Consider the following 24402-nt stretch of genomic DNA (forward strand, 5'->3'; position numbering starts at 1 on the left):
TGGTTTTTCATCCGGAGGCTGATTTGCCGGGTTGCGAAATGAGTTGGACCGGTTGTTCACCTGTGATGATGCGATTGCTGCGGTTGAAGGTGACGTAGCTCCACGCCCATTGGACCAAGATCAACATCCGGTTTTGAAACTGGACGATCAGCATCAAGTGAACAAACAGCCAAAGCAGCCAAGCGAATAGCCCGTAGAAGCGACGCTTGCCAATCAGAGCCACCGCAGCGGCGCGACCGATCGTTGCCATCGTTCCTCGGTCGGTGTACTGAAACGTTTCGTCGATGGATTCTCCGCTTGTCAGTTGCGGAATCGCCTTGGCAACATAGCGTCCCTGTTGGATCGCGACGGAGGCCAGTCCCGGCAGAGATTTGCCATCGGAATCCGTAAACGAAGCGATGTCACCGATTGCGAAGATGCGGTCTTGGCCGGCGAGTTGGCAGGATTGATTGACTGGCAAGCGGCCGCCTCGATCGACTTCGATCCCCAATGCCAACGCGAGCTTCTTCCCTAACGGGTTGGCTTGCACGCCGGCGCCCCACAACACGGTTTCGGTGGCCACAATCGTCTCGCCATTGGGGCCGGACAGGTGAACCGCATCGGCGTTGATCGCGGTGACTTTTGTGTGGGTGTGAACTTCGATTCCAAACGAGCGGATTTTTTCAGCGGCTCGTTCGCAGAGGTCCTTGGGGTAGTGGGCAAGCACATGCGGTGCCGCCTCGACGATCATGACCCGAGCGTCCTGGGGGTTGATATGGCGAAAGTCATGTTTGAGCGTGTGTTGAGCGATCTCTGACAGTGCCCCCGCGAGTTCCACGCCGGTGGGGCCGCCGCCGACGATGACAAACGTCAGTTTGGCCTGGCGCCGTTCTGGATCCGTTTCTCGCTCAGCGGCTTCAAAGGCCAAGTAGATGCGACGTCGGATTTCGGCTGCGTCGCCGATTGTTTTCAGGCCGGGGGCAAACTTCGCCCATTCATCGTGGCCGAAATAGCTGTGGGTGGCTCCGGCAGCGAGCACCAGGTAGTCATAGTTCAGTTCGCCGTCGGCGAGCATCAGTCGTTGATGAGCGACGTCGAAGTCGGTGACTTCCGCCATCAGCACTTCGCAGTTGGCTTGTTTGCGAACAATCGATCGCAGTGGAGTGGCGATGTTGGCGGGCGACAGTCCACCAGTGGCGACTTGATACAGAAGTGGTTGGAACAGGTGGTAGTTGTGTCGATCCACGATTGTCACGCGAACATTCGATTTGCGAAGGCGTTGAGCTGTTTCGAGACCGCCAAAACCGCCGCCGACAATGACGACGTGAGGAAGTCTGGTTGAGGGAGTGGAGTTCATGGAGGAGCGTTCTCGTCGTTGGGTGGAGGACGTGCTGTCAGCATCGGGGCGGCAGATCGCATTCATTGCGAGAAGGAGTCTGATTTCACCTTTCGGCCCCTGGTTCCAATGGGATTGGGAAGGGAGTGATCGGGGGCGTCCGCCATGTGCAGTATCCAGGCAAACACGAAACGCACACAATGGGCGGAGGGTGATCTCGTCGTCATCAACACCATCAAATTTGCTTTGAAATCGCCAGTTGCCGCATGACTTTCTCCGATACCTTGATTCCAACGCTCGCCGCGGTCCTGCTTGGTGGAGCAATCGGTTTGGAACGCCAAACACGTGGGCACGCGGCAGGACTGCGCACTCATATCCTGGTTTCCTTGGCTGCATCGATCTTCATCCTTGCGAGCCGTGAAATGACCAGCCATTCCGGCGGCGACATGACGCGAGTGGTTCAGGGAATTGCAGCGGGGGTCGGATTCATCGGGGCCGGAGCGATTCTGAAGATGAGTCAGGAACACGAGGTGATTGGACTCACTTCCGCCAGCACCATCTGGCTGGCCGCAGCGGTTGGAACCGCGTGCGGACTGCGAGAGTATCCGTTGGCCGTGACCAGCGTGGTGACGACGGTGGTGGTGTTGGTGATCCTGCAACCGATCGAGGCCCACTTTGACCGGAAGCAAAAGCCACCCAACGATCAAAAAGGTTGACTTCCACTCCGCGAATCGAAGGCGCCGGGTTTGGCGGCCTTTATGTCGGTCCCGGTTTCTGTTTTGGAAGGACAACTCCGGGCGGAACCACGGTCGACGTCATCACGCCCAGCGAAAAATAGACCTGCATCAAATCGTCAACGCCCATGTCCACAACGGTGACATGATCGACCGGAATGAACATGTTGAAGCCGGTCATCGGCATCGGGGCGGACGGCAGGTAAATGACGTGGCATTCTTTGTCTTGGAATCGATAGGTGTCGGTGCTGGGAAGCAACCCCAGAAAGCCCGCTGACTCGTCATCGCCGACGTAGCAGTGCACGACTTTCATTCCGGTCATCGCGGACTCGTCTTGCTTGGAGAACATCTCAACGACTTGCTTCACAGGTCCGTAGACGCTCTTGACCACGGGGATCTTTTTGAAGCTGCCATCGAACCATTCTTGCCAGCGGAAACGAGCGGTGCTGGAGACGAGCAGGCCGACCAACCAAATCGCGGCCACCACAAACACCCAACCGATTGCGGTGGCGAGCCATTGGTTGGCGGCAAAGTGCAATCCAATCGAACGCAATCCTTGGCCCAACAAGCTCTCTGCGCCGACAAACCCGCGGAGGATTCCGGCGACCCAGTTCATGATCCAAATCGTGATCACCAGTGGCAGCAATGCAAACAGGCCCGTCAAGAAGGTGCCGATGAACCCGCGTTGCCAAAGAGTTAGGAGGAAAGCACGCATGTTGAAAAATCCAGGTGGTGAGCGGGAGGGGCTGCCTCGGAACGCGTCCTGCCGCTACCTCGAAACGAATGCACTCGCGAGGCCAAGTGGGAAGGCGATGAGGTGGGCAAAGTCAGCGGACAGCATGCGCCCTTGTTCGGGAAGGTGGGTGAAGGACCAGCCTGTGCGAAATGCCAAAACAACGATGATCGCTGCAACGATGAACCCGTGGTAGGGTGCTGCCGATCCAGCGATCGCCAAGCCAAGGCGTTGGGAAGACCTAAGCAGGTCGGCAGGAATGATCGGGCATAGCCAAGTGAGCCGTTCGGGCGTTAGCCCCGGTTGTACGTGGAAACAACCACGCTTGCCAAGATATTTCAAATGCCGAAAGACTCCTGCCGACCTGCCTATTCCATTTCAATCGCGGCGGTTGGTGCGGTCGCTTGCTTTGATTTCACCCAAGCGGCAGCCTCCTGGAAAGTTGCGACCCAAACCGAATCGTCGTTCTGCAGGAATCGAAGGATCTCTTTGTGGTCGTCCGCGCTGATTGCCAGATGGTCGCCTCCCACACCATGGAACATGATCACGAGCCAGCCCTGTTTCTCTCGTGCGTTGGTGACCTGTTCGAGTTGATACGCCAAGTCACGTTCGTGGCCCGCGACGGTTTTGACTTCAAACAGATCGGTGTTGCCTTGGCTGGGGATCTCAAAACCAAACTGGGTGCCACGCGCGGCGAAGAATCGCTCTTTGACCAACGGGACATAGCTGTGATTGTCTTCCCCGATGGATGTGTTTCCGCACGGGTAAGCGAATGTCGCAAGTTCCCGCTTGACGCCGTTGTTGATGAGGTTGGCTAGGTTTTCATCGAGTTCTTTCGCCATCCGAGCATCGTCGTAATCTTCCGAGGCGTCGCCCGGTTTCACCCAGTCGTTCTTGCGAGCGCAGGGGTGAAGGATGGTGTGCCCCGCCAACTCGTGGCCCTGCTCGCGAACCTGGTCGAGGTCTTCCTGTGACCAACGATAGGTGACGCCACCCGCCGAAAAAAACGTGCCCTTGAGGTTCGCAGCCTTCAACTGTGGCAAGGCGTGAACGATCTGACTGGGAATGCCGTCGTCGTAGGTCAGCGTGACGCAATAGGTTTTGCCGTCTGGCCAGTAACCCTCTTCGGCGACGCCCGTCGATGGAAAAGCGATGGAAACGGCAAGCAGCAAAAGCCAATTGGGTTGGGTTGAGCGAAACATGGAACGAACTGGACCCAATTGAATGAGATGGACAGAATCAATGTCGGTCAAAAACGACACCCGCCACAGCGATGCAGCGCACCTATGTTAGTGCGGATGCGAACGGAAGTCGATCAAATCAGGGCAAGTTGCAGTGCGATTCACCTGGGCTGGGTAAGGTGTGATATTGCCGTACCGATAGCGGATGCAACTTTTCGTCCGGCATCTGCCTTTCTTCATCCCGGTAGGGATGTCGGAGGGTAGCCGGGGGTTGCTGCGTAGCAGCCCACCCCCGGGAAGCGAGCCCGAGGAAACACTCCATCCCGCCGTGGCGTCTGGCCACGGCGGGATGGAGTGTGGCGACGTGGGGTCACGTGTCCGTCGGTGGCGCGATCGCATACCGATGGCTACCCTCCTATGTAAGCACGTCGGCAGGAATGATCGGGTAGAACCTCACGCAGGCGAGTCTCTTTGAGACTCGCAAATGACAGCGTCTCGGAGAGACGCCGCTACGTGATCAAGCCCAATGACTCCCGCTCACGTGCTTAGCCACGGCTGCAATTGGGAGCAGTGGCGGTTGCCATCACAGTTCAAATGCCGAAAGACTTCTGCCGACCTGCTTAGTAGAGGCACGATCAATTTGTCGTTCTTGGATGAGTCGGATCCATTCGATCTGAATTGATGTTTGGGGATCCCCCAGGTTGCGTTACAGTAACACTCGATATCACGTTCTCGCACTTAGCAAGAGACAAACGCAACTTAAAAGGATTGAACAATGCATCTGCAGTGCGGTGCCCTGTTGCTGGGTTTGATGTTGGCGGGAATGGCAGTGACAACCAATTCGCAAGTGTCGGCGGATGCGGCGGATGGAGAGGTCCTGGTCGATCCAGGAACAACCTTTGTCAAGGTCTATCGGCTTCATGATTTGCCGGCGTGGTCCAAAGACGGGGCCTTTCGACCTGCCTTGATCATGCAAACAGTGCAAGATCAGGTCTTGCCAAAGCACTGGGAAGCTCGTGGTGGAACCGCCACGATGGCTCCCTATCCTCAGGACGGCGCATTGGTTATTGCGGCACCAGAGAAAATGCATGAAAGAATCCAAGCCTTTCTCGACAAACAGCGTCCGGACAAATGATGGTTGGATCCTCGCCGTCAAAGACTGAGGTGCTAGCAGACTGTTGATCGAAAGCGTTTCCCAGATCGAAGGATCTGCCGACGGATGCTAGCCCACGGTTACCGGACGCGAACGCGTTCCGGCTGACCAAAGCAACAGGTTGCTAGTGGTCTGTCACGACTTGTTTTTAGGGTAGTGGACGAGGCGACGAGTCCTGAACTGGCGTCAAATCCAAGGACTCGTCGCCTCGTCCACTACGATCAACCCTCACTTTTAGCTTTGACAGACCACTAGTGATGGCTGGCCGATTTCATTGAGAAATTGGTGTCGGTTGCTGTGAACGGTTAAACTCGTTGAGCTTCTCTTGGGCAGTCGCCCATCCTTCTCTCAGCGAGTGATCCGATGAAACGAAATGCGTGGAAACTCACCGGCCCGAAACCGGAGTCGTCGTCCAGAGGCGGATCGGCTGCGATGCGAACCAGTTGGTTTGATGCGGTGACTTCGTTTTTGATGGCGGTCTTGCTGATGCTGACCAGCATGGTCGGTGTCTTGTTTCTGCTCTGGGTGCTGCTGCCGGAAGACGATGTTGTGTTGACCGAGCCGGTGGCGGAGATCACACGCGTTTCGGTTGGAGGCAGCGCGATCGTTGATTCGACGTTTGTTGTTCCGACAGATCAAGAAACGGTGGCGTTTCGCACCACCGATTTGAAAGCGTCCGTTCGGTCACTTGTGTCGGCCGCCGAACAAATTGCGATGACCGAACCCAAAATGGATTCCATGGATTCCATGGATCCATCGGCAGACGATGGCTCCGGAACAACCGGCAGAAGCGGTTTGGACGAAACCGGAGATGCCGATGCCGACATCATTCCAAGATTCAAACGATGGCAGATTGATTGGAGGGCCAACGATTTGAAGGAATATGCCAGGCAGTTGGACCACCTCGGGATCGAATTGGGCGTTGTCGGCGGAACGCGACCAGGAGTCGACTTGGTGAATCAGTTTTCATCAAATCCTCAGGCTCGATATCTGGACGATTCCAGCGAAGAGAAGCGACTGTACTTCCTTTGGACTCGCCCCAGTCCACTGCAGCGATTTGAAGAACGTTTGCTGATCCAGGCCGGCGTATCCACTCGTGATCGTCAGATCCTCAAGTTGATTCCAGAGGAGTTGGAAGTGCATTTGGCAACGCTGGAGCTTCGCCATGCGGTCAAGGCAGGGCACGATTCGGTGGATGAGATTGCAAACACGGTCTTCGAGTGTGTTTCAAAGAGCGGTGGGTTTGAGTTGCGTGTCGTCTCGCAGCGTTATCGCTGATTGGACCTCGCCAACTATCTCTCGATCTTCACCTGAAGAATCCTGCATGCCTGCTCAGTCGACTTCGCATTCGGTTTCGGAACGTTCTTTGCACGCGATGTGCTTCACGCAACCTGTCCGCTTTTCCAGAGGAACCATGTCATGTTGATTTCCACCGAGACCATCTTGGGCACAGAATTGCTCGGATCCGATCGAAGTGTCGGAACGATCTGTGACCTGTTGTTTGATGACGAGACTTGGGTCGTCAGGCACCTGGTCGTTGACACAGGGCATTGGCTGCCTGGGCGTCAGGTCTTGTTGCCACCGGGCGTTGTTGAGAACGCGGACTGGAGTGCTGCGAGTGCTGCCGTCCCATTGACCAGTCAACAGGTCAGCGACAGCCCTTCGGTTGAGTCCGATCGCCCGGTATCGCGTCAGATGGAGATCGAGCTGTACCAGCATTTTGATGTGCCGTACTACTGGGGACCCGCGGGGGCAACGTTGGCCGGCAGCGGTTACACGCCGATGCCGTTGGCGGCAGGTTTGCTGCCGATGGACCAAGTCGAAACGGATGACATCCAGCGGAATCACCTCCGCAGTGCGAACGAAGTTTCAGGCTACAACATCCAGGGCAGCGATGAGCATGTCGGGCACGTTCAAGGATTGTTGATCGATGATGTGAACTGGTCCCTTCAAAAATTGATCGTGGACACTCGGAATTGGTGGCCAGGCAAAAAAGTGCTGATCAGCCGCGAGCTGATTCGAGAGATTTCGTGGGCGGAAGCGACCGTCACAGTGGGTTTGACGCAAGAGCAGATCAAGGGTTCGCCTCTCTATGAGCCGGCCTCGTGAGCAAATTCTGAACGCTGCCAGGTTGTCGCAATTCATTCCGCGGTTGTCGCATTCGCTGGGGAAGCGTTTTTGGGCTGCGAGTTTGTGCTTCCATTCCGAGAAGGTGCATCCGTTCTTTGGTAGTTTGAGGGGCCACGCGGGGTCTCACGAGAAGCTTTCTGCATCAGAATGCTTCGTGTCTAGAATGTGCGATCCCCCTTTTTCCTTCCCCACTCTGATTGATTGGCTACTGATGAATTGGTTGCGATGGTTTGTTGTTTCCGCGGTTGTTGCTGTTCCCTGTCTGATGGATGTGGAGGCGACGCAGGTTCGTGCCGACGATTCTACGGCTCGTCCAAATATCATTCTGGTGATGGCGGATGACTTGGGGATCGGCGATGTCTCGCCGACCAATCCGGAATGCAAGATCAAGACGCCGCGTCTGCAGCAGATGGCGGATGAAGGGCTGACATTCTTGGATGCTCACACGCCCAGTTCGGTGTGCACCCCAACACGGTACGGGCTGTTGACCGGTCGTTACAACTGGCGTTCGCGATTGGCCAAGGGTGTTTTGAGTGGAACCAGCGAGCACTTGATCCCAGGTGACCGAGCGACTTTGGGGCATCTGCTTCAAGGTGCCGGGTATCACACGGCGATGATCGGCAAGTGGCACCTCGGTTGGGATTGGCACAAGGACGGCAAAGAAATTGACTTTTCAAAGCCGGTTTTGAACGGTCCCGACAGCAACGGTTTCGACCAGTACTACGCTCACTGTGGATCACTGGACATGCCTCCGTACGTCTGGGTGGACACTGGCAAGCCAACTTCTGTGCCGACTCGAAAAGAGGGAGTGACGAAGAAGGAGAATCCCTACGGTTGGTATCGCAACGGACCGATCGGAGATGACTTTGAGATCGAACAGGTGTTGCCGCATTTGTTTGACAAGTCGATCGCCTATGTCGAAGAACGCGTGAAGGAGGACAAGCCGTTCTTCTTGTATCTGCCGCTTCCTGCCCCGCACACGCCGATCGTTCCGGTGCCGCCGTTCAAAGACGCCAGTGGGATGAACCCTTACGCGGACTTTGTGATGCAGATGGATCACCACATGGGGCAATTGCTCGATTCGGTTGCCAAGGCGGGCATCGAAGAGAACACATTGGTGATCTTCACCAGCGACAATGGTTGTTCACCGGAAGCCAATTTTGGTGCGCTCGCCAAGTATGAACATGATCCGAGTGCAGGCTACCGAGGGCACAAAGCAGACATCTACGAAGGCGGTCACCGTGTTCCCTTCATCGCGCGATGGCCAGGGAAAGTTGTGGCGGGCAAGACGACCAATGCGGTCGCTTGTTTGACCGATGTGTACACGACATTGCAGTCGATCACGGATCAACCGCGGGAAGCGACAGGCGGTGAAGATGGGTTTGATTTGACCGGCGTGTTTGGTGGCGACGACTCATCGGAACGCGAAGCTTTGGTCAGCCACAGCATCGGCGGTTCGTTCGCGATTCGTCGCGGCAAATGGAAGCTCTGCCTGTCGCGTGGCAGTGGCGGCTGGAGCGACCCGCGTGAGCCCAAAGCCAAGCAGCAGGGACTTCCGCCACTGCAATTGTTTGATTTGCAAGCGGACCCCTCAGAGAAATCCAACGTCGCGAAGCAGAATCCTGAAGTCGTCGATTCGTTGTTGCGCTTACTCAGCGATTACGTTGACTCAGGCCGCAGCACCGAGGGACCCAAGGTCGCGAACGATCGCGAGATCACGTTCTTGCCAGCGGGCGTGTCCTTCCCAAGTCCTTGATGGGCGAATCGAAAGTGGCAGAATCGTTCCCATCGGCGGTTGCGGTTGGCTCGGGAGCAGCCGATTCTTCAGCTGCAGGGGCGGACCGGTTGCTGCCCCAAGACAAAGGCGAGGGACGCAGATAAGATCGATGCGGTGTGAGTTTCGGGGGACGGGGCGTTGAACCGTCCCCCTTTTTTTGTCATTGACCTTGCGAACGGCCGCGAAAGCATCGATGAATCGAACCGTTGACCCGATCACAGATCCATTGAGGCTGAAGGCTCTGCGAAGTCTGTCGTTGGTGGACAGTCCCGCCGACGAGTCGTTTGATCGGATCACTCGTTTGGCCGCCCGTTTGCTGCGATGCCCTGCCTCGGTGGTCACGCTGATCGAGGAGGATCGGCAATTCTTCAAGAGTTGCGTTGGTTTGCCGGAGCCTCTCGCAACCCTGCGTGGTTCACCGCTGAGTCACTCGTTTTGCAAACTGACGGTACGTGCGGGAGAGCGTTTCCTGATAGAAGATGCACGCGTGGATCCTCGGGTTGAGTCGCATCCGGCGATCAAAGAGTACGGGATCGTTTCTTACGCTGGCTTTCCCATCCGAACACGATCGGGTGAAGTGCTCGGTACGCTTTGCGTTGTCGACGTTGTTCCGCGTGAATGGACGGAAGACGAACTCGAAACGTTGCGTGAACTGTCGGCGTCGGTTGAGTCAGAGATCGAACTGATCGCTGCGGCCGAACGGGAACGCGACCAAGCACGCATGTTTCAGACAATGATCCAAGCGTCGCCGCTGTCGGTCATTGTCATCGATTGTGACGGGCGCGTGAAGCTTTGGAACGACGCCTCCGAAGCCATCTTTGGCTGGACCAGCGCCGAGGTGCTGGGGTATCCCTTGCCGATCATTCCCGATCGGAGGCTTGACGAGTGCCAGCGAATCCGTGATGCGGTGGGCGACGGAAGCGTGTTCCGCTGCGTGGATACCTACTGTGCCAAGGGCGAGGATGCCGATGGGCAAAAGCGAACTGTGCACGTCAACGTTTCGGCGGTTTCCTTGCACCGATATGACGGGCATTCAGATCAGATTTTACTGATCATCGATGACGTCTCGCAGTCGCACGAAAACACACTCGAACGCGAGCGGTTGTTTCGCGAATTGAAGAATGAGAAGGCGTTGCTCAGTGAGATGGATGAACGCAAGAATCGCTTTCTCGCATTGTTAGCACACGAATTACGCAACCCACTGACACCGATTGGCAACGCTGTTGACCTGCTTCGTTTCGCGGCGAAGGACCCTGGTCAGGTCAATGAGATCAGCACCGTTTTGGAAAACCAAGTCCGCCAGTTGGTGCGATTGATCGATGATCTGATGGACGTTTCACGGATCACGCGTGGGCGGATTGATTTGCAGCGAGAGACGGTGTCGATTCACGAAGTTGTTGCAAATTCTTGTCGAGCGGTGGAGTCACTTTGCAACGAGATGGGCCATCAGCTGATTCGTCGAGCAGATCCGGAAGAAGCTCTGCATGTGCATGGCGACGACGTCCGGCTGACGCAGGTGGTGACCAATCTGCTCAACAATGCATGCAAGTACACACCGCCAAATGGTCGCATCGAAGTCTCCTGCGGCCGATCCAATGGGCAGGTGGAGATCACAGTCAAGGACAATGGAGTTGGTATCCCACCGGAGCATCGGAGGGCCATCTTCGAAATGTTCACGCAGGTGGAAGGCACATTGAAGGACAGTCGCGGCGGGCTCGGCATCGGCTTGACGTTGGTCAAGCAGTTGGTCGAACTGCACGGTGGAGAGGTCCTGTTGATGGACAGTGACGAGACGTCGAGCGGGAGTGAGTTTCGGATTCATTTGCCGCGTTTGGATGCCCCGCCCGGTGAGCTGAATCCGGGCGTCCAAGTGGAGGAGCCGAGGAAACGTTTCCGGGTGTTGGTGGTGGACGACGTCCCCGCGATCGCAAAAATGTTCACGATGTTGGTCGGCGCGATGGGGCACGAGGTGAGTTCAGCGCCCAGTGCTCCCATTGGCATTGAGCGGGCTCGTGAGCTTCAGCCTGACATCGTCTTTTCAGACATCTGCATGCCGGACATGGATGGCTACGAGCTCGCGAGACAATTCCGTAGCTTGTCGGAATTGGATTCCAGCATGCTGATCGCGATGACCGGCAATGGGCAACCCGAAGACATTCGGATGGCAATGGAGGCCGGTTTTGACAGGCACATCACCAAACCCGCTTCGGTTCAACGCCTGCGAGAAATCTTTCTGGAATTGGAAGTGCGTCGCGGACTGAGGTGACCGCTCGACCCGATCACCGGTCGTTCAGCCCACGATGGTCTTCTTCGCTGCAAGCCACCCCATCGAACAACTCACCGCCACGGTTCCTGGGTGAGAACCGTGGCGAACCTCAGGCCGCCAGAACATTCTTGCGAATCAAGCGGTCATTGAGCTCTCAGCCGTCGATTCAGCGTCCAGGGTTTCGTCGTCCTGAATGTAGGTTTTACCCCGGTAAATCAGAGCGACGAAGATGAACAGGCAGGCCGCCACCAACATCAATCCAGCGAAGAACCAGTAGTAGGTTGCACCAGGGAGTTTGGAAGTGCCATCGGCGTTGGAGATGATCGCGTTGACACCAGCGGCGATGAAGTTGCCCAGAGCGACGGACAGCAGGTAAAAGCTCATGATGATGCTCTTGATGCTGTTTGGCGCTTGGGTGTAGCTGAATTCCAGACAGGTGATCGAGACCATGACTTCTGCGGCCGTCAGGATTGTGTAGGCCAGCACTTGCCAAGTGATCGAGGGTGTCCCGCCATCTTGAATGTTTTGTTCGATCAAAGCGATGATCGCGAACGAGGACACGGTCAGGAACATGCCCATGGAGATCTTTCGCAAGGGCGTCAGAGTGAACACACGGTTGATCGCCGGGTACAGCACGTAGCTGAACAGCGGCACGAAAATGAGGATTAAGAATGGGTTCGCCGCCTGGATTTGGCTGGACAGCAACTCAAAGCCAAAGACATTTCGATCCATGCTCTCGGCTTGGATCACCCATGAAGTGGCGGTTTGATCGAACAGGCTCCAGAACACAGCGACCAAGAGGTAGACGGGGATCAGGTTCAGCAGCGCCAGTCCACCGATTCCGGTGAAGGCGTCTTTGAAGACGCTTGGTCCTCGGGCGGGGATGTGGATGAACTTGTTTCGCCCCATCCAAAACAACAGGGTGGCGATTGCCATCAGCACGCCGGGGACCCCGAAGGCGACTTGCGATCCGTACTTGTCGAGCAGCCACGGCGTCAGCAGCGTCGAGAAGAAGGAGCCCAGGTTGATGGCGACGTAGAACCATCCGAAGACCTTGGCGAGGAGGTGTGAATTCTTGGTTCCAAATTGGTCACCGACGTGGGCGGAGACGCATGGTTTGATCGCACCGGTGCCAAGGGCGATCAGCCCCAGGCCGACCGCCAGCCCGAATCGGGTTTCGTTCATCGCGAGTGCCAGGTGACCGAGGCAATACAGGACGGACAGGTACAAGATGGTTCGGTACTTGCCCAACAACCAGTCGGCCAGGAACGCGCCCAGCAGCGGCGTGAAGTAGGCGGCCATGATGAACGTGTGCCCCCAGAACTTCGCGTCTTCATCGCTCATCGGATCCAGTTCACCACTGGCGTTGAGCAGGTACGTTGTCATGAAGACCGTGAGGATCGACCGCATCCCGTAGAAGCTGAATCGCTCTGCCGCTTCGTTGCCGATGATGTAGGGGATGCCGGCAGGCATGCCCGTTGTGGCTTCGGGCTGATCGCGATACTTGGGGCTGGCTGGTTGGTCGGGTGGGGTGGAATCGGATGTCGACATCAAGCAGGTTCCGTTGGGTTGGCACGGACGGGCGACGGGGCCCAGTGGAAGTCAGCAAAGAAGGGGGTGATGGAGGAGCTGACAGAGGCCAAATTAAGCCGCTCGCCGCGGCCAAACCAGTCCCCGCGGCGATTTAATGGGCTGGGAAAGCAACGTTTGAGACAACGCGAAAATTTGGGGCTGGATTGCTCGCCGCGCTTGGCCACACGGTGGTTGGTGGCGCCCTCTGATGCCGAGCTCCCTCGATTGAGCTGGGGCATAAAAAAAGCCACGTTCTCCAACTTGGAGCTCAACGTGGCTTGTCAAATTTGAATCGCGAATGATTGGCGAACCGGGTTGGGTCGCCGAATCAGTCAAGCTTAGCGTCGCTTCTTCTTGGCAACTTTCTTCTTGACTGCCTTCTTCTTGGCAACCTTCTTCTTGGCTGCCTTCTTGACGGCTTTCTTCTTCACAGCCTTCTTCTTGGTCGCCTTGCGAGCGGTTTTCTTGACGCCCTTCTTCACGGCTTTCTTTTTGACGGCTTTCTTCTTGACTGCTTTACGAGCGGTCTTCTTGACAGCCTTCACGCTCTTTTTAGCAGTGCGCTTGACGGTCTTCTTGGTTGCTTTTTTCTTGGCCACGTTCTTCCTCCGCGAGAAAGGAACTGTTGTCGAGTCATTGTGACTTGCGAGCTGTGACATCGATTTGGTCAACGCGATTGCGTCGACGTCCTCGTTGTCAAAGTTGATTGCAAGTCACCGGCCACGGCTCAACAACAATCGATGGTGATCGATTTCATCCGCTTCGATGATCCTCATCGACCTTGCAAACAAAAACGATCGTTAGTACGTGCGCGTAACTGTACGCGCTTCGCTGGATTCCGCAACATGTTTTCGTGAAAAAACCGCTTGCGTCGCCAACAAAATTTGCTACGGCAAACGCATTTTTTGCATGTTGTTTCGCTTCGTCGTTGATGCGCCGTGTGGCTTGTTTGCATCAACGTTCCAGTCGACGTTGTTGCGTTGCTTGCGAACAAGTGCAGTAACGCTTGGCTTTTTCAATGTTTTTGCAACAACACGCGCGCAACGTGTTGTTATCGCCACGTCCACGTGTTGTCTGCATGGTATGCATGCGCGTCGTTGGAACAGGCAACGAACAAGCGTTTCAACGTCGCAAAAAAAGTTTGAAAAAAACACGTCGTTGAACACGCGAAACGGTCGTTGAACGTGGCGTGGATGACAAACGTTGCGCGTTTCAACGTGTGATGCATCATCCACATCGGCTTGTTTGCTTGTCACTGCAAACGCGGCGAAGTGTGTTCGATGGCAGCTTTGCAGAACCGGCTTGTCACGTGACGTGATGCAGACGCGATCGTTGATTGGATGTCCTCGATGGCAGGCAACGAGGCACCCATGAAGCAGTCCACCGCGACGTGCGCGCTAGTAACGCGCCGATCCTTGCATCATTTGGTAGTTGCCCACCGCCAACGACAAAAAGAGGATGCCCAAGAACATGTTCCCGGATGAGAAACCGTACATCGTGCAGGCACCACCGATGATCATGCTGATCCACAACCAGGTGTCGGTTTGGCCGCCTCCCATCATCACCAACGAACGCATGATTCGTCCGCCATCGAGCGGGAAGACAGGGATCAAATTCAGGACTGCCCAGAGCACGCTGGGCCAGACGTAGAACGTGACCAACGCGATCATGCCGACACTGTCAAAATCGTTCCCCTCGAGGACGCCGGGAAGCGAATCGAGTGGATAGGGCATCAAAGCGAACGCGGTGATCCGAAACCCCATCGCTTTGACAGCGGCAACGACCACTGCAGCGGATGCCAACTGCGCCAGCGGCCCCGCCAGAGCGATCCAGAGTTCGGCACCATGGCTGAGCCGCGGAGGCGAGAACGACGAGGCAAAACCGCCGTAATTGTGCGTGGATCGCGGCACGGCGAGCCCGCCAAAGTGGTACAGAACCAGCGATGATTCGATGCCAAATTGGCGAAAAGCAAACGCGTGGCCGAGCTCGTGAATCAGGATCGAAAAGAGCATGCAGAGAGCCCACAGCAGCAGCAATGGCAGGCGGCCAGGGCTGCCTTCCATCGAATCAAACAGCTGGACCAAACCCCATCCAAACACGGCCGCGCCCAGCCAAAACGTCCACGCGATTCGGATCGGAAATCCGAACAACTGGAAGTTCAGGTCGTAGGGTGATTCTTGGGGTTGTTGCAGCAGCATTGGACAGGTGGACAGGAGAGTTTGTGGGGGGGATTTGCGGCGACGAAACCATCTCCGCAGCGGGACAGGCCAGCTTGCGGGAGATGTTTCAGTGATTCCGTGAACGGATCGCTCGAAGCGAGTGCATTCAGGCAGCGTTCATCATCGGAGGAGGCTGCTGAACAACCAAGCTCACTTCAAGTTTTCGAGCAAGAAAGCCCAGAGGTCGGCGTACTCGTCGATCTTCTTGCTGGTCGGTGTGCCAGCCCCGTGCCCGGCTCGCGTTTCGATCCGAATCAACGTTGGGTTGTCGCACGACTGAGCCGCTTGCAACGCGGCAGCGAACTTGAAGCTGTGACCGGGCACGACTCGGTCGTCCCGGTCCGCTGTGGTCACCATCGTGGCGGGGTAACACGTTCCAGGTTTCAAATTGTGCAGCGGGCTGTACGACAACAGGTTGTCGATTTGAGTTTCATCGTCGCTGCTTCCAAACTCGCTGACCCAAGCCCAACCGATCGTGAACTTGTGGTAACGCAGCATGTCCATCACGCCGACGGCAGGTAAACAGGCACCGAACAAATCAGGTCTCTGAGTCATCACGGCACCGATCAGCAATCCACCGTTGCTGCCACCGCGGACCCCCAAGCGTTCACGCCGCGTGAGGCCCATGTCGATCAAGTGTTCCGCAGCGGCTATGAAGTCGTCAAAGACGTTTTGTTTCTTCAGTTGCATGCCGGCTTCGTGCCATTCGCGACCGTACTCCCCGCCACCCCGAAGGTTCGCGACGGCGTACACACCACCGGCGTCCAACCAACCGGCGATGCCAGGCGAATAGGACGGCGTCAGCGAAATGTTGAATCCACCGTAGGCGTACAGCAGCGTGCGGTTGCTGCCGTCCAGCGGGGCGTCCTTGTGACGTGTGATCAGGATCGGCACCTGGGTGCCGTCTTTGCTAGTGCAGAAGACTTGTTCGGTGGTGTACTGGCTGACGTCAAAGGCGACTTCGGGCATGATCGCCAGCTCCGATTCGCCCGTGGCCACGTCAACGCGGTGGATGCTCGGTGGCGTGACGTAATTGGTGAACGAGAAGAACGTCTCGGTGGCGTCCTGGCGGCCTCCCAGGCCCCCCACGGAGCCTTTGCCGGGCAATTCCAGCGGTCCCATTGGGGATCCGTCCAACGCGTAGCGTTCGACTTGGTTGAGCGCGTCGGCCAAGTAGTTGGCGAAGAATACTCCGCTGAGCAGCGAGACATGCTCCAGAACGTGTTCGCTCTGTGGGATGACCTCTTCCCAGCCCGCTCGATCGGCGGGTTCATCGACGTTGTCGTCAGTTCGCCCGGCATGTTCGGCCACGTCCAAGCTGATCACGCGGCGACGGGGTGCCTCGTGGTCGGTCAGGAAGAACATCGTCGATCCTTCTGAGCCGACGAAGTTGTAGTCGGCGTCAAAACCCATGATCAATCCGCGAACGGGCGCGTCTTCCTTCGTCAGGTCTTGAATGAAGACCTGCGTCTTCGGTTCGGTGCCCATCCAATTGGAAATCACCAGGTAGCGACCGTCATCGGTGACCGTCCCACCGAAGCCCCACTTGGGATGGTCGGGGCGTTTCATGACCAGTTTGTCTTCCGACTGAGGCGTGCCCAGTTGGTGCAAGTACATCATTTGGTTGTCATTGGTCCCGGTCAGTTCTTCGCCTTCAGCCGGTTCGGCGTAACGCGAGTAGTAGAACCCGTCGCCATCCGGTGTCCACGCGATGCCGCTGAACTTGGACCACTGGATCAAATCGTCCGTGTCTTTGCCCGTGGCCACTTCACGCACTCGCCAGGTCCGCCAGTCACTGCCGCCATCGGCGATGGCATAGGCGAGGTACTTGCCATCTTCGCTGGGAACCCATGACGCGAGCGACATGGTTCCGTCTTCGCTCAGGTTGTTCGGGTCCAGCAGCACTTCGCGGTTGGCTTCCCACTGCGAGGGTGGTACATCGACGGGGGTGCGATACAGAACGCTTTGGTTCTGCAGTCCATCGTTGAAGGTGTAGAAGTACGTGTCGCCTCGTTTGGCGGGCAAACCGGTTCGAGAGTAGTCCCACAACGCTTTCAACCGTGCGCGCATCGGTTCGCGTTGCGGCAGAGACTGCAAGTAACTCTGCGTGACCTCGTTTTGTGCCTCGACCCAGGCGGCTGTTTCGTCGCTCTCTACGTCTTCCAACCAACGGTACGGGTCAGCCACTTCGCGGCCGTGGTAGTTGTCAACGACCTCGTCAAGACGACTGACGGGATACTCGAACTTCATGCGGGTACTCGAATCGGTGGGTTCTTCCGCCGTGGCGACGGGTTGGGAAAGAGAGCTGATGCAAAAGCCGGCAAGGAACGTCGCCAGTGTCTTTCGAAGGCGGGCGTTGCGTCGGAAAACGGTCATGTTGTCATTCTCGTCGTGCTTCGTGGAATGCGGCGGTACAAAAACAATTGCCGAAATGCGTCACCGCGTTTCGGCGGACGGGGATGTTTCGTTGGAAGGAACCAATGGGCTTGGTTCGGTTGTGTCGCTGATGGCTTCATCAAGCGGCAATTCAACCAGCTGACGACGTCGATCAATTTCGTCTTCGTCCAAGCCGGATTGCTGAAGCTGTTCGAGCAGGAACTCTTCGGCCATGGCGATTGCCGACGGTGTGCGACTGATTCGAACCTTGATGCCGCTGGCATCACCGGGGGCGGCGTCGACTGCTGAAAGCAAGGCCTCGAGTGCCAACGCGTTGCGTTGTTCCGGTTGATTCGCATCGGTGATCACGAGGTAGCTTTCCCCGTCGATCAAAACGTCGACGATCTCAGGTGTGATCAGCGGCAGCGGTGATTCGGATGCGGGTTCCGTTGGTGCTTCTTCAGGGCTGTCTTCTTCCGAAGCGACAATCGCATCCAGAATGGCGGATGAGCCATCGGGGTTGGTTGAAACAGACGGGGCTTCGCCGCTTTGGAAACCCAGTCCGAAGTCCAAGAATTGGCTGGCGATCAACAGTGCGATTCCACCACCCACCGCTAACGGGATTCGTTTACGCATCGTCTGGTTTTCCCTGAAGTGGGGTGAGGTTTTCGGTTTCAGTGGACGGTTCTGCAGCGTCCATGTCATTGGACTGTTCGGGGGCCTGAGCCGCACCGAGAACGGTGTATTCGAAACGGCTGGTCGGCGTGTCCGCTCGCAATCGTTCCAGTGTAGCGGGCATGGCATCGATCAACGGTTGATACACCCCGGCGACGCTTCGCGGGGCGTAGGAAACGAGCACCACGATGAGACCCTTGGGTTGCGGGGTCTGTTTGTAGGCGGCGAACAGTCGGTCGGCGATTTCTTGGGTGCGTTGTGATTGCCGTTGGCTTTCCAAGCGAAAGGTTTCGGTGTGTCCCGAAGCCTCAAAAACAACGTCGCCGGTTTCGCGAGCGTGAACGGTCCAGACTTCCGCTCGCTTGAGCAGTTCGTCGTGGCCGACCAAAAAGCGGATCAGCGTGTTGGGGTCGGCGGAGGCAAGCTGCCGCGAACGTTCGATGGCGCGTGCGATCACGTCCTGCGAATCGATGCCGGGACGCAGGATGGTTGCTTTGGATTCCTCCGTGTCAAGGTTCAGCCAGCCACGCAGCATCTCGATGGCGCGGCCGACGTCTTGGGCACTGGATTGCTGAGTCGCGAGAGCCATGTTGCGTTCGGCGACCGCACGGTCTCGCTCGGATCGCCACATCGCTTGCTCCTCCAGCAATGCTTGACGCTCTTGCGAGATCTCCCGTGTTTGTTCTTGGGAGGTTTCGCGCATCTCCATGAACTGAGCGAAGACGATGATCAGCAACAGATCCATCAACGGTGTCAATTGGAACCGAATTCGCCGATGGCCAACGCGGGAGGCGTGGAAATCGGTTTCGCTGGCAGGAGACGCCGATTCGTTCACGTCGTCGCTTCCATGGCGGGCGTGGTTGGCATCACGTTGGGATCCACGCGATCCGCAGGGCCGAGTTCACGCTTGGCTTTGGACGCGGTTTCGCGCACGTGCAAACGGTTCTCTGAAAGCTTGGCAAACCCGGGTTCGACAAAACTGTTGATCAACATCAGCGTGATCGCCGAAGCGAGTCCCGCGAAGGTCGACCAGATGGCGTCACCAAAGCGTGTCACGATCACGCCCACGGAGGCTTGGTCGTCAGACGCGAGCGCCGCGCCGATGGCGAGGATCGTTCCCAGCACACCCGCCAGCGGGTAGGCCTCGATCATGGTCCGGGCGACATTCCATGCCGTGTCGAACCGAAGCGAATGCAGGTAGTCACGCCGTTCGTCCAGGATTCGCATTCGTTGGCTGAGTGCCACGCGATGAGACGATCCCGGTGGCTCCACCAAGACGTCTTGGATGTCCGCCAGGCAAGCCTCGATTTGGTCGGAGGGGTGGGCGTCATGATCCATCCGACTGCGATTGGGAAGCGAATCCGTGAACCGCTGCAGCGTTTGCACGATCTTCTTGCGATCTCCCCGTGCCCACAGGGCCAGCACGAAGAAAAAGAACACGTGTGCCAACGCGGCAACCACGATGGCAACAGTGGAGTAAGACGAGATCAGCTCTAGCATGGCCAGTTGTTCAAGCGGTGGAAGATGTCTTCAACCAGCGTACCTGATACGGCGCCATCGCGATGGGGGCGTTCTGATCAAGCGACTCATCCGCCAGGGCGTCGAAGGTGAAATCGCCGGTGAGGTTCGCTGGCTCGATCTGGCGAGTTTCGCTGGATAGGTTGGCCAGCACGCACAGCGGAGATTCGTCATCGTGCTGCCGTACAAACCCGAGGAGACCATCGGCCGGAAGTTTCAAAACCTCCTGCGAAGCGTTGGGGTGAAACGCGGTTTGCTGTTTTCGAACGCTCAATAAATGACGGTAACCGTCTGCGACGAGTTGTTGCAGTGAACCGGCATCGGCAAGAGCCGACTCCAGTTCGGATCGATCGTACTTGTGGCGATTGATGCGGCGGGGAATGTCCGATGCTTCCACGCCAGCAATGTCGTTGGGCGATCCGACCAAGGAATGGAAGTAAACCGCCGGCACGCCGCGCATCGACAACATGATCGCCTGCGTGGCCAAGAAACGTTTGGCGTGTTCCGTCGCGGGAACGGTAGTGCGATCGGCCACCGCATCCAGGTAAGTGACGTTCAGTTCGTATGGGCTTTGCGAGCCATCGGGTTGGGTACGCATTCCGATGCGACCACCATGAGCTTTCGCAATCTCGACGAGTGCGTCGACTCGCTCGGGTGGCAAGATGCCTTCCACGGGCCGAACCCCGATGCCGTCATGGGATGCCGTGAAGTTGAAATACGTGACTTGGTCGGTGGGTAAAACCAGCGACCGCATCCAGTTTTGCAGCACGCCGGTGTCACCGCTGTGAATGGCATCGAGCAACAGCGGCGGCAGGCTGAACTGATACACCATGTGGGCTTCATCGGTGCCGTCGCCGAAGTAGGAGATGTTCTCGGCGTGAGGCACATTGGTTTCTGTCAGCACGATGGTTCCCGGTGCGGCAACATCGAGCACGTGACGCATCAAACGGACCGCGGCGTGAGTTTGTGGCAGGTGCAAGCATGACGTGCCGATCTCTTTCCATAGAAACGCGATCGCGTCGAGGCGAATGATGCGGGCCCCTCGGCGAGCGTATTCAACCAACGTTTCCAGCATCGCCAACATGACACGCGGGTTGGCGTAGTTCAGGTCGACTTGATCGGCGCTGAATGTGGTCCAGACGTAACGCTTGCCCGATGCGGAATCGAACTCCGTCAGCAGTGGCAAGCTGCGTGGTCGGACGACTTGGGAGAGATCTTCCGATGGATCGGCGGTGGAATAGAAGTCCTTGTATTCCGGTTCGTCGTTCAGGAAGCCTTGAAACCAACGGTGTTGTTGCGACGAATGGTTGAGCACCAAGTCGTACATCAAATCAAAGCGTTCGCCCAACCGCTCGATGTCGTCCCAGTCGCCGGATTCAGGATCCACGGCCAAATAATCCGCGACGGAAAACCCATCGTCGCTGGTCGAGGGACAAAACGGCAGCAAGTGAACGCAGCGGATCAATTCATCGAGGTTGTGATCCAGCAGGAATTGCCGTTGGGCGTCGAGTGGCGACTTGCCCGGTTCACGAATTTGATCGGCGTAGGTGATCATCACCACATCGCGATGATCCCACAGTTCGTCGGGAGAGGAGGGATGGTTGGATTGATCAAAGCACCGTTGCAAACCTTCGGCGAGCACGTCGGGAACGTGCCCGTACACATCGGTGATCCGTGACCGAGTGGCATCGTCGATGGTTGAGCTCACAAGTTGTCCTGTCCGGTGAAGTTGGTCACGAGGGCTCGCAGTTTGCGCCGCAGCACCCCGTAGGAAAAGAAAGCACGGCCGATCTCATAATTGAAGTCGACCATCTCATCTCGGAACGCTTTGTCGCGAATGATCCGCTCCACCTTCGACACAACGTCCTTGGTCAGGTAGCCATCCATGGAGATGACCTTGGCCCCTTTGGGTTCGATGTCGGCGACGTAAATCGAATAACGATTCACCAACAACGGTTTACGATAATAGAACGCTTCCAACAAAGCGTTTCCGAACCCTTCGTAGATACTTGGATAGGTGATGAAGTCGGCTTGCGCGTAGGCATCGCCCAACGTGTAGATGCGATTGCCGTCCGCATCGATCGCGCGTTTGTCGCCGACTTGATGATCACACAACCGCAGGTCGACGCCACTGCTCTCGGCCAAGTCCATCAGGACTTGGAGGTACTCGTTGCCTTCGTCACCGCTGGCGTGAGAGATCACCAGTTTGCACTTGTCGTTCTTGAGCGCCGCGACCAGGGCGATGGCGTGCTCGATGCCTTTGCGAGGCACCACGCGGGTGGGCTGCAGGAACAGGATGTCGTCTTCTTCCAACCCGATGTCTTCGCGGAAGTGCGACGAGTACTCATCGGCTTGCGGTGGTTCGTTTTCGAAGTCCAGCACGTTGGGTACCAAGATCGACGAGACACCCCGGCGGTGCGACAGGTCTTCTTGTGCGAACGAGTTGATCGTCACGTTTTGAATTTGTGGCAGCGCGGGCGGGAACGCCATCCACAGCATGTCGGTCACAGCCGAGACGCTGAACCGATCCCGTTCCCAGTAGAAATCGTGGTGGTGCGCGATCGTGGGAAAACCGGTTTCGGCGATGAAGTTGGTCAGCGCGACGCCGAGCGGCAAGTTCATCGGGATGCACAGCGCGTTTTGGACGATCAGCAGATCCAAATCGAATCGACGCGTGAATTCGTACAGCGTTTTCTTCAGGTAGTCCGCCAGCGTGTAGATCCGCTGGGTCACATCGGGCGTTCGTGTGCGAGTGCCAAACGCGCGGCGGTTGATCCATTCGATGTCAGGGTGGCCGAAGTAAGCGTGGGGAACGACCATCGAGGTCGCTTTGTCACGGTCGCTCTGGCCCGAGTACCAGTGGCTCACATGGCCGTTGTCCCAGAGAACCTGGGCCCATTTCGCGCTTTCAAGCGACACCCCGTCGGTGCCGGCGAAACGTGTTCCCACAAAGCCGATTTGGACGCCCATCGTAGCTGTCACTCTTGCGTGTTTCGTCTGGCGGCAGAACGTCGCGGAAACGTTCTCTCACAAACACTCTACTATCTGATCCCAGTGTGTCAGCACCATGTCAGGCAAACATTTCTCGCAGCGAGCATCCTCGGTCCGCAATCGCAAGCTGCGACCGTCCCCCGCGAACAGTGCTGTCTGCAGTCCGAACTGCTTTGCCGCCCAGACATCGTTGAGCATGTCGTTGCCGATGTAGAGAACCTGTTCCGGCAGAATCCCGGTGCCACGGAGCTGCGAGATTGCACGCTCAAACAGCAAGGGCCCCGGTTTGGCGGCTCGATAGCGATAGGAAAAATGGCACGCGTTGAGATCGAACACGGATGACAGATCTCCCGCAATCGTTCTTTCAACCGAATCGCTTGACTCGCCTCGTTTCGTGTCCTGGGAACGCTTGGCAATCAAATTTTGAACGATCAACGGAGTGTAAAACTGAGCGTTGCTGACGATTCCTAAACGGCGGCCTTTGGCTTGCATCGCCATCAATGCGTCGTGAGCCCCCGGCATCGGCCAAACCGGATTGGAGCGGCCTTCGACGCCACAAATCCAGGCCGCCAAAATTTTTGGATTCGTTGCCAAATCCTCGCGTCCGTTGGCCTGCAGCACCCGCCGCCAGATCTCCAGGATGTCGACTTCTGGCTTGGGGTTCGCTTCCGAGCGAGCGGCCTCGTTCGTGGCCACGATTTGGTTTCGCAGTTGGTCGGACGTTGGAATGCCGGTCAGATCCTGGACACCGGCTTCCGTGGCGGCGTCACGAATCCAGCGGTTGGCGGCGTCGTGTTTCGCATCGTCAGCGGTTCCGACGTCGCCGCTGCCGCTGATGACCAGTGTTCCGTAGACGTCCAGCAAGATGACCTGGATCTCACCGAGGTCAATCAACTTGGGCTGAGTCAGCGGGGCGAGTTCCGGGGGCACGGAAACCGGATTCGGCAGAAGTGGCTCGGAAGAAAAAAGGAAATTTGTCAGGGAAGCGTCGCGGTCGTTGGATGAGTTCACGGCGAAGGCGATTGTTTGGGTTCGAAGTGAGGCGAGTCAATCGTATCGCCCGCACCGCCAAAACGCTGCCCCGAGGCATTCGATCTGCGTGGTTCATACCCTCGCGGATCAAAGCGTTCGTCCTCGGCGGGATTGCTGGTCGAACCGGGTTGGCCGCCACCGCCGAAGGTTCGCATCTGAAAACTTCCCGCAAAACGACGTCGCAACCACCCGCCGATCAGCCGACGTCCAGGTGGCGTCAACAAAGTGAACCCGAACGCGTCGGTCAACAAACCCGGGGTCAACAACAACACCGCTGCCAACGCGATCATCAACCCATCCTGGATTTCGCGGCTCGGCATTTTCCCCTGCGCCATGGCGGACTGGAAACGAAACCAGGTTGCCAGTCCTTCGCGGCGAGCCAGGTAGGAACCGATGATCCCGGTGATGATGACAATCATCAGGGTGGTCAACCAACTGGTTTCGTCTGCCAAACGCAGCAGCAGAACCAGTTCGATGAACGGGACAACGATCAAGAGAGCGAGAAGTCGAAAGAACATCAATTCGGGCTCGAACGAAGGAATGAATTCACTGCCAACTTGGCAAGGGAATCGGTTAAGATTTTAGAGGATACGACTCCATTGCGATTCTCGTTCCGCAAACGGGTGTCGCCTGCCTCGATTCCCTCCATCTCTCCCGCTTTTTCGATGCGTTTTATGAATTCTCTCGCGTTTTCGCGGTCTCAATCCAGCTGCGGGGCCAAGTCAGTTCC

General features: G+C 57.0%; 20 protein-coding genes. 6 read left to right on the forward strand and 14 right to left on the reverse strand.

Going from position 1 to position 24402, the window contains the following annotated elements:
* Nucleotides 1-7 precede the first annotated feature (7 nt).
* Nucleotides 8-1336, reverse strand: a complete 1329-nt coding sequence (locus UH5x_RS21575) for an NAD(P)/FAD-dependent oxidoreductase (RefSeq protein ID WP_482633636.1) — start codon at nucleotides 1334-1336, stop codon at nucleotides 8-10.
* A 245-nt stretch (nucleotides 1337-1581) separates the two neighbouring features.
* On the opposite strand from UH5x_RS21575, the gene UH5x_RS21580 reads away from it, so the two are divergent.
* Entirely contained in the window at nucleotides 1582-2031 is a 450-nt protein-coding gene (locus UH5x_RS21580; RefSeq protein ID WP_047813719.1) for an MgtC/SapB family protein, read from the forward strand.
* A gap of 40 nt (nucleotides 2032-2071) precedes the next feature.
* On the opposite strand, the gene UH5x_RS21585 is transcribed toward UH5x_RS21580, so the two are convergent.
* Together UH5x_RS21585 and UH5x_RS21590 are read right to left on the reverse strand one after the other, a co-directional pair.
* The gene (locus UH5x_RS21585) at nucleotides 2072-2764 is read right to left on the reverse strand and encodes a DUF502 domain-containing protein (protein WP_047813720.1); all 693 of its coding nucleotides are present in this window, start codon (nucleotides 2762-2764) and stop codon (nucleotides 2072-2074) included.
* A gap of 386 nt (nucleotides 2765-3150) precedes the next feature.
* Entirely contained in the window at nucleotides 3151-3984 is an 834-nt protein-coding gene (locus UH5x_RS21590; protein ID WP_482633637.1) for a polysaccharide deacetylase family protein, read from the reverse strand.
* 754 nt (nucleotides 3985-4738) lie between these two features.
* Here UH5x_RS21590 and UH5x_RS21595 point away from each other — a divergent pair.
* The 5 genes from UH5x_RS21595 to UH5x_RS21615 all read left to right on the forward strand — a co-directional run bounded on the left by UH5x_RS21595 (nucleotide 4739) and on the right by UH5x_RS21615 (nucleotide 11289).
* The gene (locus tag UH5x_RS21595; RefSeq protein WP_047813722.1) at nucleotides 4739-5098 is read left to right on the forward strand and encodes a hypothetical protein; all 360 of its coding nucleotides are present in this window, start codon (nucleotides 4739-4741) and stop codon (nucleotides 5096-5098) included.
* A 381-nt stretch (nucleotides 5099-5479) separates the two neighbouring features.
* Nucleotides 5480-6394, forward strand: a complete 915-nt coding sequence (locus UH5x_RS21600; RefSeq protein ID WP_482633638.1) for a hypothetical protein — start codon at nucleotides 5480-5482, stop codon at nucleotides 6392-6394.
* 141 nt (nucleotides 6395-6535) lie between these two features.
* A complete protein-coding gene (locus UH5x_RS21605) occupies nucleotides 6536-7225 on the forward strand; it encodes a PRC-barrel domain-containing protein (protein ID WP_482633639.1) in 690 nt (229 codons plus the stop codon).
* A 232-nt stretch (nucleotides 7226-7457) separates the two neighbouring features.
* Nucleotides 7458-9002: a sulfatase family protein gene (locus UH5x_RS21610; RefSeq protein ID WP_482633640.1), complete on the forward strand. Its 1545-nt coding sequence runs from the start codon at nucleotides 7458-7460 to the stop codon at nucleotides 9000-9002.
* A 214-nt stretch (nucleotides 9003-9216) separates the two neighbouring features.
* Nucleotides 9217-11289: an ATP-binding protein gene (locus UH5x_RS21615; protein WP_236696131.1), complete on the forward strand. Its 2073-nt coding sequence runs from the start codon at nucleotides 9217-9219 to the stop codon at nucleotides 11287-11289.
* A gap of 135 nt (nucleotides 11290-11424) precedes the next feature.
* Here the strand turns inward: UH5x_RS21615 and UH5x_RS21620 are convergent, their stop codons facing one another.
* From UH5x_RS21620 to UH5x_RS21670, 11 genes are all read right to left on the reverse strand, one after another.
* A complete protein-coding gene (locus tag UH5x_RS21620) occupies nucleotides 11425-12840 on the reverse strand; it encodes a POT family MFS transporter (RefSeq protein WP_047813726.1) in 1416 nt (471 codons plus the stop codon).
* A gap of 359 nt (nucleotides 12841-13199) precedes the next feature.
* Nucleotides 13200-13460: a hypothetical protein gene (locus tag UH5x_RS21625; RefSeq protein ID WP_482636133.1), complete on the reverse strand. Its 261-nt coding sequence runs from the start codon at nucleotides 13458-13460 to the stop codon at nucleotides 13200-13202.
* A gap of 798 nt (nucleotides 13461-14258) precedes the next feature.
* A complete protein-coding gene (locus UH5x_RS21630) occupies nucleotides 14259-15059 on the reverse strand; it encodes a site-2 protease family protein (RefSeq protein ID WP_047813729.1) in 801 nt (266 codons plus the stop codon).
* Nucleotides 15060-15230: 171 nt separating this feature from the next.
* Entirely contained in the window at nucleotides 15231-17456 is a 2226-nt protein-coding gene (locus UH5x_RS21635; RefSeq protein ID WP_482633641.1) for a prolyl oligopeptidase family serine peptidase, read from the reverse strand.
* Nucleotides 17457-17516: 60 nt separating this feature from the next.
* Nucleotides 17517-18092, reverse strand: coding sequence for a hypothetical protein (locus tag UH5x_RS21640; RefSeq protein ID WP_482633642.1), 576 nt, complete (start codon nucleotides 18090-18092; stop codon nucleotides 17517-17519).
* Nucleotides 18085-18966 (reverse strand): hypothetical protein, encoded by an 882-nt coding sequence (locus UH5x_RS21645; RefSeq protein ID WP_482633643.1) that lies wholly within the window; start codon nucleotides 18964-18966, stop codon nucleotides 18085-18087. Before UH5x_RS21645 ends, UH5x_RS21640 begins: the two co-directional genes overlap by 8 nt.
* Nucleotides 18963-19631, reverse strand: coding sequence for a MotA/TolQ/ExbB proton channel family protein (locus UH5x_RS21650; RefSeq protein WP_047813733.1), 669 nt, complete (start codon nucleotides 19629-19631; stop codon nucleotides 18963-18965). The genes UH5x_RS21645 and UH5x_RS21650 overlap by 4 nt, the downstream gene beginning before the upstream one ends.
* Before the next feature lie 10 nt (nucleotides 19632-19641).
* A complete protein-coding gene (locus tag UH5x_RS21655) occupies nucleotides 19642-21357 on the reverse strand; it encodes an alpha-amylase family glycosyl hydrolase (protein ID WP_482633644.1) in 1716 nt (571 codons plus the stop codon).
* Nucleotides 21354-22631 (reverse strand): glycosyltransferase family 4 protein, encoded by a 1278-nt coding sequence (locus UH5x_RS21660; RefSeq protein WP_236696132.1) that lies wholly within the window; start codon nucleotides 22629-22631, stop codon nucleotides 21354-21356. Before UH5x_RS21660 ends, UH5x_RS21655 begins: the two co-directional genes overlap by 4 nt.
* Nucleotides 22632-22676: 45 nt before the next feature.
* Entirely contained in the window at nucleotides 22677-23570 is an 894-nt protein-coding gene (locus UH5x_RS21665) for an HAD family hydrolase (protein ID WP_482633645.1), read from the reverse strand.
* Between the two features lie 77 nt (nucleotides 23571-23647).
* Nucleotides 23648-24190 (reverse strand): FxsA family protein, encoded by a 543-nt coding sequence (locus UH5x_RS21670; protein WP_482633646.1) that lies wholly within the window; start codon nucleotides 24188-24190, stop codon nucleotides 23648-23650.
* Nucleotides 24191-24402: the final 212 nt, after the last annotated feature.

It is taken from the genome of Rhodopirellula sp. UH5 (genome assembly GCF_056839225.1).